13 protein-coding genes are annotated in these 13,837 nt (G+C 66.8%); 9 read left to right on the top strand and 4 right to left on the bottom strand.

The window, feature by feature from the left end; translation table 11 throughout:
- The first annotated feature begins 31 nt into the window (after positions 1–31).
- From M9978_RS09685 to M9978_RS09665, 5 genes are all read left to right on the top strand, one after another.
- Positions 32–472, top strand: coding sequence for a DNA polymerase III subunit chi (locus tag M9978_RS09685; protein ID WP_254292825.1), 441 nt, complete (start codon positions 32–34; stop codon positions 470–472).
- Between the two features lie 81 nt (positions 473–553).
- A complete protein-coding gene (locus M9978_RS09680; RefSeq protein WP_254292824.1) occupies positions 554–1,324 on the top strand; it encodes a thioesterase family protein in 771 nt (256 codons plus the stop codon).
- Between the two features lie 269 nt (positions 1,325–1,593).
- On the top strand, positions 1,594–2,244 hold the full coding sequence (locus M9978_RS09675) for an EF-hand domain-containing protein (protein WP_254292822.1): 651 nt from the start codon (positions 1,594–1,596) through the stop codon (positions 2,242–2,244).
- A gap of 80 nt (positions 2,245–2,324) precedes the next feature.
- Positions 2,325–3,047 (top strand): response regulator, encoded by a 723-nt coding sequence (locus tag M9978_RS09670; RefSeq protein ID WP_254292821.1) that lies wholly within the window; start codon positions 2,325–2,327, stop codon positions 3,045–3,047.
- Positions 3,047–4,417 (top strand): sensor histidine kinase, encoded by a 1,371-nt coding sequence (locus M9978_RS09665; protein ID WP_254292982.1) that lies wholly within the window; start codon positions 3,047–3,049, stop codon positions 4,415–4,417. Before M9978_RS09670 ends, M9978_RS09665 begins: the two co-directional genes overlap by 1 nt.
- Positions 4,418–4,476: 59 nt before the next feature.
- On the opposite strand, the gene M9978_RS09660 is transcribed toward M9978_RS09665, so the two are convergent.
- The gene (locus M9978_RS09660; protein WP_254292820.1) at positions 4,477–4,794 is read right to left on the bottom strand and encodes a hypothetical protein; all 318 of its coding nucleotides are present in this window, start codon (positions 4,792–4,794) and stop codon (positions 4,477–4,479) included.
- A gap of 119 nt (positions 4,795–4,913) precedes the next feature.
- Positions 4,914–5,336 carry a nucleoside-diphosphate kinase gene (gene ndk / locus M9978_RS09655; RefSeq protein ID WP_254292819.1) on the bottom strand — a complete coding sequence of 141 codons (423 nt, stop codon included), beginning with the start codon at positions 5,334–5,336 and terminating at the stop codon, positions 4,914–4,916.
- Positions 5,337–5,427: 91 nt separating this feature from the next.
- Here ndk and M9978_RS09650 point away from each other — a divergent pair, with 91 nt between their 5' ends.
- Positions 5,428–6,279, top strand: coding sequence for a hypothetical protein (locus tag M9978_RS09650; RefSeq protein WP_254292818.1), 852 nt, complete (start codon positions 5,428–5,430; stop codon positions 6,277–6,279).
- On the opposite strand, the gene M9978_RS09645 is transcribed toward M9978_RS09650, so the two are convergent.
- Both M9978_RS09645 and M9978_RS09640 read right to left on the bottom strand, forming a co-directional pair.
- Entirely contained in the window at positions 6,269–6,976 is a 708-nt protein-coding gene (locus tag M9978_RS09645; protein WP_254292817.1) for a glutathione binding-like protein, read from the bottom strand. The genes M9978_RS09650 and M9978_RS09645 overlap by 11 nt on opposite strands.
- Before the next feature lie 28 nt (positions 6,977–7,004).
- On the bottom strand, positions 7,005–8,246 hold the full coding sequence (locus tag M9978_RS09640; RefSeq protein ID WP_254292816.1) for a TCR/Tet family MFS transporter: 1,242 nt from the start codon (positions 8,244–8,246) through the stop codon (positions 7,005–7,007).
- Positions 8,247–8,383: 137 nt separating this feature from the next.
- On the opposite strand from M9978_RS09640, the gene M9978_RS09635 reads away from it, so the two are divergent.
- The 3 genes from M9978_RS09635 to M9978_RS09625 all read left to right on the top strand — a co-directional run bounded on the left by M9978_RS09635 (position 8,384) and on the right by M9978_RS09625 (position 13,774).
- Positions 8,384–9,595, top strand: a complete 1,212-nt coding sequence (locus M9978_RS09635; RefSeq protein ID WP_254292815.1) for an acyl-CoA dehydrogenase family protein — start codon at positions 8,384–8,386, stop codon at positions 9,593–9,595.
- A 34-nt stretch (positions 9,596–9,629) separates the two neighbouring features.
- Complete coding sequence (locus tag M9978_RS09630) at positions 9,630–10,700, top strand: acyl-CoA dehydrogenase family protein (RefSeq protein WP_254292814.1); 1,071 nt, start codon at positions 9,630–9,632, stop codon at positions 10,698–10,700.
- Positions 10,701–10,990: 290 nt separating this feature from the next.
- Entirely contained in the window at positions 10,991–13,774 is a 2,784-nt protein-coding gene (locus M9978_RS09625) for a TonB-dependent receptor (protein ID WP_254292813.1), read from the top strand.
- Positions 13,775–13,837: the final 63 nt, after the last annotated feature.

The raw sequence follows: 13,837 nt of genomic DNA, 5'->3' as shown, positions 1-13,837 counted from the left end.
CGCCACGCCGACCGCTTGCGGGAGGGGATAAATGCAAGTCGATTTCTACCATCTCACCGTGACGCCGGTCGAGCGCGCCTTGCCCGGCATCGCGGTGAAGGTGGTGGACGGCGGCGGGCGGCTGCTCGTCGTCTCGGGCGAGGAGCGCCAGCGCCGCCAGATCGACGCGTCGCTATGGACCTGGCAGGCCGACAGCTTCCTGCCGCATGCGCAAGCCGGTGCGGGGGACGATGCGATCCAGCCGGTGCTGATCGGCGAGGGTGTCGAGCCCGCTAACGGCGCGCGCTTCGTCGCGCTGATCGACGGGGTGTGGCGCGAGGAGGCGCTGGGTTTCGACCGCGCCTTCCACTTCTTCGACGCCGAGAAGATCGTCGACGCGCGCGCGGCATGGAAGGCGCTGGCCGATCGCGAAGGCGTCGAGCGGCGCTACTGGAAGCAGGACGAGAATGGCCGCTGGTCACAGGCTGCCTGATCCGCTTTAGAATTTTGCGTATGGCGAAACCGGTCGTATCCGCTTAGCAATCACTTCGAATCGAGAAGTGGGAATGGTGGAATGACCTCGCTGACCGGCCTGCTGGCGACGGCATCGCGCACCGCCACCGGCTTCACCACGCAAATCCCGCTCAACTGGCTGCAGGGCCGCACGGCCTATGGCGGCTTGTCCTCGGCGCTGGCGCTGGCGGCGGCGAAGCAGGTCGAGGCCGACCTGCCGCCGCTGCGCTCGGCGCAGATCGCGTTCATCGGCCCGCTGGCGGGTGCGGTGAGCGTGACCGCAACGCGCTTGCGGCGCGGGCGCAATGCCGCGTTCGTGCAGGCGGACATCGTGTCGGACGCGGGGCTCGGCTTTCGCGCGATCTTCGTGTTCATGACTGCGCTCGAGTCGAAGGTGGCGCTCGACGCGGCGCCGCGTGCGGACCATGCGCCGCCCGCCGCTGATGCCAATCTCTATACCGGTCCGCCGGAGTTTTTCACCGGCAACTTCAATTTCCTCGACCTCAGGGATGCGGCGGGGCCGAGCGAGTGGCTGCGCTGGGGGCGGCTGATCGAACTTGCCGGGCTCGACCCCGAGATCGAGCTGATGGCGATGGGCGACGCCTTGCCGCCGGCCGCATTCAAGCTGTTCGAGAAGATGACGCCACTCTCGTCGCTGACCTGGCAGGTCAACGTGCTGAAGCCCCGCCCCGTGACGCGCGACGGCTGGTGGCTGCTCCACGCCGCGACCGAGACGGCGCAGAACGGCTATTCGAGCCAGCGGATGCGGATGTGGGACGCGGACGGCGTGCTGGTGGCGGAGGGGATGCAAGGCGTCGCCATTTTTGGCTGAGCCTCCAAAAAGCGTCGCCATTTTTGGCTGAGCCTCCAAAAAAGCGTCGCCATTTTTGGCTGAGCCTCGCAAAAACGGGTCGCGATTTTTGGCTGAGCCTCGCAAAAACGCGTCGCGATTTTTGGCTGAGCGGCTCCGCGAAAAGCGGCGCGACAATTTGCGACACTTTTCCCGCGAATTGACATAGCATCGCGACAGGCGGCCGCCAGAAGGGCACACAGCAGCGACGGCCCCCGTCGACTGACCTTATTGTCTGACAGGAGCCCGTCATGAAGAAATTCCTCACCGCTACCGCGATCGGCGCGATGCTGACCGCAGGCGTCGCCGTCGCGATGCAGACCGAAACCGCATTGCCGCCCAAGGCGCCGCTGACCAAGGCGGAGATGCTGGCGCGCGCTGACGCCCGCTTCGACGCTGCCGACACTAACAAGGACGGGCAGCTCAGCGCCACCGAGCGCCAGGCTGGCCGCGACAAGATGCGCGCCGGCTTCGAAGGCCGCCGCGGTGGCCGTGGCGGCGGCGCCGGCATGGGTGAGCGGATGCTCGCCCGCGTGGATACCAATGGCGATGGCCTGATCAGCCGCGCCGAGAGCCGCGCTGCCGCTGAAGCCCGCTTCGCGCGCATCGATGCCGACAGCGACGGCGCGATCGAGGCCGGTGAAGGCCGTGGCTTTCGCGATGGCCGCGGCCGGGGCGGCGGACGCTTCGGCATGCGCGGCGGACGCGGCATGCAGGGCATGCGCCTCGCCATGATGGCCGACGTCAACAAGGATGGCGCGATCAGCCGTGCTGAATATGACGCCGCCGCCGCGCAGCGCTTCGCTCGCATGGACGCCAACAAGGACGGCAAGCTCGACCGCGCCGATCGTCCCCAGCGCATGGCTCCGCCTGCGCAGGCCCCCGCCCCCGGGGCCAAGTAAGCGGAACCGCCGGGCGGGCCGACCTCCTCCGTGCCCGCCCGGCACTTTCCGCCTCAACCGAATCTGCTACCGCGATGGACATGACCACCGACACGCCGCACCTCCTGCTCGTCGATGACGAGCGCTCGATCCGCGAGCCGCTCGCGCAGTACCTCACCAAACAGGGGTTCCGCGTGACGCAGGTAGGCGATGCCGAGGCGGCGCGTGCGCGGCTGTCGGCCTATGCCATCGACCTGATCGTGCTCGACATCATGATGCCGGGCGAGGATGGCCTGAGCCTGTGCCGCCACATCCGTGCGACCAGCGAGACCCCCGTCATCCTGCTCACCGCGCGCAGCGAGGAGACCGACCGCATCATCGGCCTTGAAATGGGTGCCGACGATTATGTCGTGAAGCCGTTCAGTCCGCGCGAGCTCGCCGCCCGTATCAAGGTCGTGCTGCGCCGGATGCAGGCCGGCGGCACGCGCCAGCATGCGCCCGAGAGCGGCAGCTATGCCTTCTCGGGCTGGGTGCTCAAGACCGGCGAGCGCGCGCTGGTCGATCGCGACGGCGTGTCGGTGCCGCTCTCGACCGGCGAATACAACCTCCTGCTCGCGCTGGTGATGCGCCCGCGCGCGGTGCTGACGCGCGACCAACTGCTCGACCTGACGCAGGGCCGTGAGGCGGCGGCGTTCGACCGAGCGATCGACAACCAGGTCAGCCGGCTGCGCAAGAAGATCGAGCCGGACGCCAGGAATCCGACGCTGATCAAGACGGTATGGGGCGGCGGCTACACGCTCGCGAGCGACGTCACCAAGCTGTGATCCCGCGCTTCGCTCCCAAGAGCCTCACCGGCCAGATCGCGCTGCTCGTGGCGCTGGCGCTGTTCGTGGCGCAGGCGATCAACTTCGCGCTGATCTTGCGCGAGCGCCGCCAGGGTCAGTTCACCCAGGTCACCGCCCCGGCGATCACCCGCGTCGTCGATGGTGCCGAGCGGCTGCGCGACGGCCGCTTCCGCGATCCGCCGGAGGAACGCGACGGGCGCGAACGCTGGAAAGGCCGGCTGCGGCTGGAAGCGAACAACCCGGTGCCGCCCGGTCTGCCGCACCGTGTCGATGTCGAGGACGGCATTCGCCAGGCGATGCGCGAGGCGAACCTGCCGGTCGGCCGCATCGTCACCGGCGTCAGGCCGATCTCGCCCACCGACCCGCGCTTCGCCAGGATGAATCCGCAGCGGGCCGACCGCATGAAGCGGCTCGGCGCCGAATTACAGGTCGCGGTCGAGATTCCCGGGCGCGGCTGGCTGGTGATGACCTCGGGCTGGCCGCGCGGCGATGGCGACCTGATCTGGCGGCTGATCGCGCAGACGCTGATCCTCTATGCCGCGGTGCTGATCCCGGTGCTGTGGGTCGGCAGCCGCGTCGGCCGCCCGCTGCGCAAGCTCGCCACCGCCGCGCGCGAATTCCACCCGTCCGCCCCGAGCGAGCCGATTGAGGAGCGCGGTCCGGGCGACGTGCGCGCGGTGATCGCCGCCTATAACCTCATGAGCAGCCGCGTCACCGCGATGCTGGATGAAAAGGACCAGATGCTCGGCGCGATCGGGCACGACCTGCGCACGCCGCTCGCCGCGTTGCGGGTGCGGATCGAGTCGGTCGAGGATGACGAGGACCGCGCGCGCATGGCGGACACGATCGACGAGATGAACCGCACGCTCGACGACATATTGTCGCTGGCGCGGCTCGGCCGTCCGAGCGAGCCGCCGACCGAGACCGACCTGTCGGCGCTGATCGACGCGGTGGTCGACGATTTTCGCGAGCTTGGCCATGCGGTCGATTATGAGGATGGACAGCGGTTGATCATGCGGCTGCGGCCGGCGCTGATGCGGCGGGCTGTGCGCAATTTGATCGAGAATGCCGTCAAATATGGCGGCGGCGGGGAGGTCACGCTCAAGCCCGACGGTGCGAGCGTGCGGATCGAGGTCGCCGACCGCGGCCCCGGCATCGCGCCCGATCAGATCGCCGCGGTGTTCGATCCCTTCACGCGGCTCGATGCCTCACGCAACCGTTCGACCGGCGGCGTCGGGCTGGGGCTGACATTGGCGCGCGCCATCGTGCGTGAGGCGGGCGGGGATATCAGCCTAGCCAACCGTGAAGGCGGCGGCCTGAGCGCGACGATCGTGCTGCCGCGGCGGTAGGCCGCTTGCCACACTGGACCCCCGCCGAGGCGAGGATCCAGTGATCTCAGCCTGCCGGGTTATTCTTCGCCATTGTCCTTCACCCCGACCGTCGGGACCTTGACCGTCTCTTTCTCGGTCTTGACCTTGGGAACGTCGATTTCCGCGTTCGTGGTGCCGACGACGACTTCCTTCGAGTCGAGATCGACCGACGGCAATTCGCCACCCTTGACCGATACTTCGGGCAACGCGCCTTCTTCCTTCACGTCGGCGCTCCAGAAGCCGGTCGCGAACAACAGGCCGACGATGACGGCGATCGCGACCAGTACGATCGCAATGGTCGTCCCGGCGCCACGCTTCTTTTCCACGACCGTGTCCGTGGTGCGATAGTCAGCCATGATATGCTCCTTGATGTAACGGAGCTGTAACATTGGCTGCATCGGATAGTTCCGCCGCAAAAGAAAAGGCCCCGCTCCGGTCGGAGCGAGGCCTTTGTCAGCTCGGCGCGGCGGCCAGTTCAGCCAACGATTTCTTCCGGCTTGAAGAAGAACGCGATCTCGATCGCGGCATTCTCGTCCGAGTCCGACCCGTGGACCGAGTTCGCCTCGATCGATTCGGCCAGTTCCTTGCGGATCGTGCCGGCATCGGCGTTCGCCGGGTTGGTCGCGCCCATGATGTCACGGTTGCGCTGCACGGCGTTCTCGCCCTCGAGCACCTGGACCACGACCGGGCCGGAGATCATGAACTCGACCAGCTCGCCGAAGAAGGGGCGCTCCTTGTGCACCGCATAGAAGCCCTCGGCCTGCTCGCGGGTCATCTGGATGCGCTTCGAAGCGACGACGCGCAGGCCGGCCTCCTCCAGCATCTTGGTGACCGCGCCGGTCAGGTTGCGGCGGGTGGCGTCGGGCTTGATGATCGAAAAGGTCCGGTTCGCGGCCATGGCCGTGCGGCTCCTGTATTTGGATGTTGCGGGAAAGTCGCGGCCCTTTAGTCTTCGAGGCGAAGTGATGCAAGCGGGGGGCGGATTCGGCGTGGATGTGGTTTTCGGGCCGAACGAGCCGAACGATCCGCCGCCCGCCCGCACACCGCGCCGGCTGAAAGAGAAATTCGACCGCGAGACTCGCCTCGGCAAGTTCGTGCGCGAGGCGGGCAGCGTCGTGCTGGGCGTGCTGATCGCGCTGGGCATCGGCGAGGCGGCGGAATGGGTTCGCGCCCGGCTGTGGGCGGCGGAGACGACCGAGGCGATCAACGCCGAGCTCGCGCGCAACGCCGGCGTGTTCGACGAGCGGCAGCTGATGCAGCCCTGCGTCGAGCGCCGTATCGCAACGCTCGCCGGGCTGATCCGCGAGGCGCGCCGCACGCGCAAGCTGCCGGAGATCGGCGCGATCGGCCAGACCCCGTTCCGCACGGTCGAATTGGCCGCGTGGCGGCTGGCGTCGAGCACCGACGTCATGCTCGACCTCAATCCCAAGCTGCGCACCACGCTGACGATGACCTATCCGATGATCGAGGAATATACGTCGGGCGTCGCCGACGAGCAGGAGCTGTGGGCGTCGCTGCGCGTGATCCAGCGCTCACCCGGCCCGATTTCGGAAGACATGCTGACTCAGGTCGCGACCGATATCGAGCGGCTCGACCACCGCGCGCGGCTCAACGGGATCAAGGTCGCGCAGATCCTCGCAGCCGTCCAGCACAGCGGAATCGCCAACGATTATTCTGTGGCATGGACCAACAAGACGAAGCGCGAACAAGTCGTCGCCGACGTCAGGGAGCGGTCGATGTGTCAGCCGCTGACCGTCGATGGCAAGCCCTATGCGGGAGCGGCGGTCGGGCAGGACCCGTCATCGGGCCCGCCCGTGCGCGAAAGCAGTCTCAGCCGGTAGCTCTGCTCGCCGCCGTCTGCCCGAACAGCACCTTCTTGTCCGCATCGGTCATCTGCGCGTTGCTCGGGCGGATTTCCTCGCCCCTGGCATAGGCGCGCACCGTCGCCGGCCGCGCCTTCACCGCCTCGAACCAGCGCTGGACATGCGGAAAGTCGGCGAGGTTCTGGCCCTGCGCTTCGTGCGGCACGATCCACGGATAGATCGCCATGTCGGCGATCGAATACGCTTCGCCCGCAACGAACGGCTTGCCCGCGAGCTGCCGGTCGAGCACGCCATAGAGCCGGTTGGTCTCGTCGGTGTAGCGCTTCTGCGCGTAGGGGATTTGCTCCGGCGCGTAGCGGTTGAAATGATGGTTCTGTCCCGCCATCGGGCCAAGCCCGCCCATCTGCCACATCAGCCATTCCGTCTGCACGATCTGGTCGCGCTCGGAAGGACCGAAGAATTTGCCGGTCTTGCCCGCGAGGTAGAGCAGGATCGCGCCGCTCTCGAACACGCTGATCGGCTCGCCGCCATCCGCGGGTTCATTGTCGATAATCGCCGGCATGCGGTTGTTGGGCGCGATCTTGAGGAAGTCGGGTTTGAACTGGTCGCCCTGGCCGATGTTCACGGCATGGATGGTGTAGGGGAGACCGGCTTCCTCCAGGAACATCGTGATCTTGTGGCCATTGGGGGTCGGCCAGTAGTGCAGGTCGATCATCGTCGCGCATCTCCAGAGCAGGAGCGCGCTAGATGGGATCGCCGGACCGTTCCGCAACCGGCGCATGCGCGGGCGGATGATGCCGCGCGAGAAACGTGACGACGATCACCACCGCGACGAGCGTCAGCGCGGACGCCAGCAGGAAGGCAGCCCCGGGGAAGCCATTCTCCGCGCCCGCCGCCAACGTCTGAGTGAGGCTCAGTGGCCCGAGGATCGCGGCGATGCTGGCGATGCTCGCCATCCCGCCCTGCAACGCGCCCTGATTCGACGCGTCGACCATGCGGCTGAGCAGCGCGTTGAGCGAGGGATAGGCCAGCGCCTGCAACGCACCGAACCCGATCAGCGCATAGACCTGCCAGCCCTTGTCGGCGAAGGCATAGCCGGCATAGACCAGCGCGCCGACCGACAGCCCGATCATCACCGTGCGCACCTCGCCCAGCGCGGCGATCGCGCGGCCGGTGATGAAGATCTGCGCCACCGCCATCGTCACGCCCGACGCCGCCAGCGACCAGCCGATCTCGCGCGGCCCCCAGTTGTGCGCGATCTCGGCGTAAAAGGCCCAGGTGGCGGGATAGACCTGATGCGCGAGCTGCCAGATGAACACCACCGCGAGCAGCGGCAGCGCGCCCTTGAGCCCGAACAGCGGCGCGAAGGCGCCGAGCGGGTTGGCACGCTTCCATTCGAACGCCCGGCGGTTCTCGGGCTTGAGGCTCTCGGGCAGCGCGAAGAAGATCCAGGTCGCGTTGAACGCCGCGAGGCCGGCTGCAGCCATGAACGGCACGCGCGGGCCGAGATCGCCGAGCAGGCCGCCGATCGCCGGGCCGATGATGAAGCCGATGCCGAACGCCGCGCCCATCAGGCCGAAGGTCGCGCCGCGCTTCTCCGGCGGGGTGACGTCGGCGAGCACGGCGTTGGCCGGACCGTACACCGCACCGGCGATGCCCGCGATCAGCCGCCCGGCGAACAGCCAGGCGATGGTCGGCGCGAATGCCATCAGCGCATAGTCGCACGCGAAGATCAGCATCGCCGCCAGCAGCACCGGCCGCCGCCCATAGCGGTCGCCGAGATTGCCGAGGATCGGTCCGGCGAAGAAATGTGCGACCGCGAACACGATCAGCAGCATCCCGCCGGTGCGCGTCGCGTCTGCGAGGTTCTGTCCGGTCAGCTCGACGATCAGCGTCGGCAGCACCGGCAGGACGATGCCGAAGCCGATCGAGTCGATCAGGACCGCGAGCAGCGCGATCGGAACGGCGCGGTGTGCGAATGTCATGACGGCCCCCTTCACACGCCTGAATAGCGCGCCGAAACGGCCGCGTCTCGTGCGATCTCGTCCCCCTCTTGACGGGCGTGTCGCCATACCGCATCTTCGAAACAGATCTGAACATGGCAGCGCTGATGGGAGCGGCAATGGCGACTCTGGCAGACCCGGTGGCCGAAACGGCGGTGGACGCGTTCCGTGACGAGGTGCGCGCGTTCCTCGCCGCCAACTTCCCGCCCTCGCTCAAGGGCAAGGACAATGCGATGTCGGCGGTCGAGGGGCCGACGGCGGAAACGCCCGAGCAGGCCGCATGGCGCAAGGCGATGGGCGCGAAAGGCTGGGGCGTGCCGACCTGGCCCTCGGCCTATGGCGGCGGCGGGCTCAGCCGCGAGCAGGCGAAGATACTCGCCGAGGAAATGGCGCGTGCGGGCGCGTGGAACCCGATCGGCGGCATGGGCGTGATGATGTTCGGCCCGACGCTGCTGGAATATGGCAGCGAGGAACAGAAGCTCGAGCACATCCCCGCGATCGCGCGCGGCGAGGTGCGCTGGTGCCAGGGCTATTCCGAGCCGAACGCGGGGAGCGACCTCGCCAATCTGCAATGCTTCGCCGAGGATCGCGGCGATCATTATGTCGTCAACGGGCAAAAGACTTGGACCAGCGGCGGGCAATGGGCCGACAAATGCTTTTGCCTGGTCCGCACCGACAAGAACCAGAAGCAGGGCGGGATCACCTTCCTGCTGATCGACATGGACTCGCCCGGGGTCGAGGTGAAGCCGATCCGCATGATCAGCGGCATGTCGCCCTTTTGCGAGACCTTCTTCACCGATGTGAAGGTGCCCAAGACCAACCGCGTCGGCGAGGAGGGGCAGGGCTGGACGATCGGCAAGCGGCTGCTCCAGCACGAGCGCACCAATTTGTCGGGCGGCGGTTCTGCGTTCCGCATGGCCGGGCCGTCACTGGCCGACATGGCCAAACACTATGCCGGCGTGGATGGCGAGGGCCGCATCGCCGATGCCGAGCTGCGTGCGCGCATCGCCAAATGGGAGATGGACTGGCGCGTATTCCAGCTGACCGCGCTGCGCGTGCTGGCCGAGAGCAAGGCGGTGGGCGGCGTGTCGGAAGTGTCGTCGATTCTCAAGACGGTGGGCACGAAACTGGGGCAGGAACGCGCCGAGCTGATCATCGAGATCCGCGGCATGCAGGGGCTTGGCTGGGAAGGCGAGGGCTATGGCGAGGACGAGTTACACAGCGTGCGCGCATGGCTCTTCGGCAAGGCGACGACGATCTATGGCGGATCGACCGAAGTGCAGAACAACGTGATCGCGAAACGCATCCTGGGGATGCTGGATCATCAGTGAGCCGGGTGACGGTTAAGGGATTGAGGACAAGGCAATGGCCGTGCTGACCGACGAACAGACGATGCTGCGCGACATGGCGCGCGAATGGGCCGGCAATGAGAGCCCGGTGGGTGCGTGGCGCAAGGTGCGCGACGCCGGCGAGGCGGCGGGGTTCGATGCCGCGGCGTTCGGCACGATGGCCGAGATGGGCTGGACCGGGATCATCATTCCCGAAGCGCAAGGCGGCAGCGACTTCGGCTGGCTGAGCCTCGGCCTTGTGATCGAAGAGCTGGGCAAGACGATGACCGCGAGCCCGCTGGCGGCGTCGGCCGCCGCCGCCTCGGCGATCCTGCTCGGCGGCAGTGACGAACAGAAGATGGCATATCTGCCGCGCATCGCCAGCGGCGAACTGGTCGCGACGCTCGCGGTCGACGAAGGTCCGCGCCACGATCCGGCGAACACCGCGGCGAGCGTGTCGGACGGCAAGCTCAGCGGCACCAAGGCGTTCGTCGCCGAAGGCGATAGCGCCGGGCTGTTCGTGGTCGCGGCCACCGATGGCCTGTATCTGGTCGAGGCGGGCGAGGGCGTCAGCGTGTCGCGGCGGCACGCCGTGGACTTCCGCAGCCATGCCGAAATCGTGTTCGACGGTGCACGCGCGGCGAAGCTCGCCGAGGGCGGGACCGGCCTGCTCGACGCGGTGCTCGACCGCGCGGCGGTGCTCGCCAGCGCCGAGATGCTGGGCATGGCGGGGCAGTCGTTCGACACGACGCTCGCCTATCTCAAGCAGCGCGTGCAGTTCGGGCAGGTGCTGGCGACGTTCCAGGCGCTGCAACACCGAATGGCGACCCTGTTCAGCGAGATCGAGCTGATGCGCTCGGCGGTCGAGGCCGGCCTCACCGCGATCGACCGCGGCGGCGACACGCGCGCCGCCGCCTCGCTGGCCAAGGCGAAAGCGAACGAAGTCGGCCATCTGATGAGCCGCGAATTGATCCAGCTGCACGGCGGCATCGGCATGACCGACGAATATGATGCGGGATTCTACCTCAAGCGCATGCGCGTGCTCGAGCAGATGTGGGGCAATGCCGCGTATCACCGCGAACGATTCGCGCGCCTTTCCGGGTTCTGACCCCTCCCTGGGCCGCGTCCGGTGGACGTGGCTTCGAAAAGGCGTCTCCGTGCGAGCGGGGGCGCCTTTTTTGATATCCAGCGGTATCGCAAAGCCGCGTCCGTCCGCACTTTCGAACAAGCGTTCAGCACATCGGCGAACCGCGCTGCCAATGCGACAAGGGGCATCCACGGTGATATAGGTAGCGTTTCGCAACGCTTTTCAGCCCTTGACCATTGGCCCGAATATCGATCTATTCGAGTTTACGGTATGGAACAATCGATACGTTCTGGCCGAACGGGAGTGGATCTATGAAGCAGCAGCTTTTGGGGGCATGCGGACTCACGGCACTGATGATCGTTGGGGCATCGCCCGCGTTCGCGCAGGACGATACGAGTGCGCAGGACGAGATCGTTGTCACGGCGCAGGGCCGCGCCGAGGTGCTGTCGGACGTGCCGATCGCGGTCTCCGCGGTGAACGCCGAAGCGCTCGAGCGCACCGGCGCATCGGACATTCGTCAGCTCAATCAGGTGGCGCCCTCGCTGCTCGTGTCGTCGACCGGTAGCGAAGCGAACGGGTCGGCCCGCATCCGCGGCATCGGCACCGTTGGCGACAATCCCGGCCTCGAAAGCTCGGTCGCGACCTTTGTCGACGGCGTCTATCGCTCACGCTCGGGCATCGGCCTCAACGAATTGGGCGATATCGAGCGGATCGAGGTGCTGCGCGGGCCGCAAGGCACGCTGTTCGGGCGCAACGCTTCGGCCGGGCTGATCAACATTGTCAGCAAGTCGCCCTCCTTCACCTTCGGCGGCAAGGCCGAGGCGAGCTATGGCAATTACGATTACTGGCGCGGTCAGCTGGGTATCACCGGCCCGCTGACCGAGACGATCGCGGCGCGGCTCGACGGCGTCTATGTCAAGCGCGACGGCTTTTACAGGAATGTCGATGCAGCGGGCAACGTGATCGACCGGATCAACGACCGCAACCGCTACTTCATCCGCGGCCAGCTCCTGTTCGAACCCAATTCGGACCTGAGCGTCCGCCTGATCGGCGACTATACCAGCCGCGAGGAGACTTGCTGCGCGGCTGTCTATACCGGCCTTGCCGAGACGTTCGATCCGACCCCCGGCGTGCCCGGCGACTATTCGACCGCGGCGTCGAACCGCGTCGTCGATGTGATGACCAGTCTTGGCTGGCGCAATCCCGGTGCGGGCGATCCCTATAGCCGCCGCGTCGCCACCAACGCCGACCGTCCTTATGACGGCAAAACCACCGACTGGGGCGTGTCGGGCCAGCTCGATTACAGCTTCGGCGACGTGAAGCTCACTTCGATCACCGCCTATCGCGATTACAAATCGTCGGCCGGCGGCGACCTCGATTACGGCAATGTCGATATTCTGTACCGCGCGGCGGATGGCAACTCGTTCCGTCGGTTCCGCACCTTCACGCAGGAGCTTCGCCTGCAGGGGGCGGCCTTCGACGAGCGGCTCGACTGGCTGATCGGCGGCTATTACGCCAAAGAGAAGCTGGACGTGCGCGACAATCTGAAGTTCGGCGCGCAATATGGCGCGTTTCTGTCGTGCCGGCTGGTGGCAACGGTCAGCCCCAACGCGCTGCTGCGTAATCCGGCCGCCCCGGGCTGCCTCGCCACGACGCCGAACCCGCTGCTCGGCGGGGCGACCGGGCGGCAGGCGTTCGCCGCGGGTCTTGGCGCCGCCGCGCCGGTCTTCCTCGCAGGGCTCGACCGCCTGAGCACGGTCAGTAATGTCGGCGACAACAACGCCAATTATTTCCAGACCAGCTCGAACTTCGCGGTGTTCACGCACAACATCATCAAGTTCACCGATCAGCTCAGCCTGACGCTGGGCGGGCGTTACACGAGCGAGAGCAAGGATTTCAGCGCCACGTTCAACAACACCAACACGGCCTGTCCGACGCAGCGCGCCTTCTTCTCGCCGTTCCTCGCCGGCGGCGCCACGCCGCTGCCCGCCTCGATCCTCCCGCTGGCCACGGGACTGGTCAACGCGACCTGTCAGGGCAACTCGTCGAGCAGCCTCAACGGTCTCAATCTGACGGATTCGCGCGACGAGGACGAATGGACCGGCACCGCGGTGCTCTCGTTCAAGCCGACCGAGCAGCTGATGATCTACGCCAGCTATTCGAAGGGCTACAAGGCGGGTGGGTTCAACCTCGACCGTTCGGCATTGGGCCTGCCGCAATATGCCGAGAATGATCCGCGCAACATCGGCGGCCGCGGCGCTGCCTTCGGCACCGCGAACCTCCAGTTCGATGCCGAGAAGGTCAATGCCTATGAGCTTGGCCTCAAGTTCAACGGCCGCCGTTTCAACCTGAACGTCGCGGCGTTCCGTCAGGATTTCAGCGATTTTCAGCTGAACACCTTCAACGGCTCGGTCTTCCTCGTGCAGAACATCACCGGCTGCGACAGCGATCTCGGCCTGACCGATCAGGACCCGTCGGCCGCCACCGGCGCCTGCCCGGCCGGCGACATCTCGCCGGGCGTGCGCTCGCAGGGCTTCGAACTCGAGGCGAGCTTCTACCCGTCCAGCGACATCGCGGTGATGGCCGGCTATACCTATGCGCAGACCAAATATGCCGACGATCTCGCCGGACGCAACACCGGCTCGCCGCTCGATCCGGCACTGTTCCTGCTGCCGGGTCAGCTGATGTCGAACGCGCCCGAGCATGTCGTCACGACGTCCTTCGCCTGGACGCCGAGCCTGGGCAGCAGCGGGCTGAGCGGCCTGATCTATGTCGATCAGCGCACCACCTCCGACTATAATACCGGGTCCGACCTGTTCCCCGAGAAGCAGCAGGACGGCTATACCGTGGTCAACGCCCGGGTCGGCATCCGCGGCCGCGACGAGAAATGGGCGATCGAGTTCTGGGCGCAGAATCTGCTCAACCAGAATTACCAGCAGGTGGCGTTCAATTCGGCGTTTCAGGGCGCAAACAGCCGCGCGCAGGTCACCGCACCGGGCTTCGGCGCGCCGAGCTTCCTGACCGCGAACCAGCTCTTCTCGAGCTACCTCGCCGAGCCGCGGACCTACGGGATCACCGGCCGGTTCAAATTCTGAGCCGGTGACCAGGAACGAGGGGCGCGGACCGGTGGTTCGCGCCCTTTTTTTGCAGGGAGCGGC

It is taken from the genome of Sphingomonas tagetis, assembly GCF_024211275.1.
GTDB lineage: Bacteria > Pseudomonadota > Alphaproteobacteria > Sphingomonadales > Sphingomonadaceae > Sphingomonas > Sphingomonas tagetis.
This window is presented reverse-complemented; position numbering and strand designations above follow the sequence as displayed.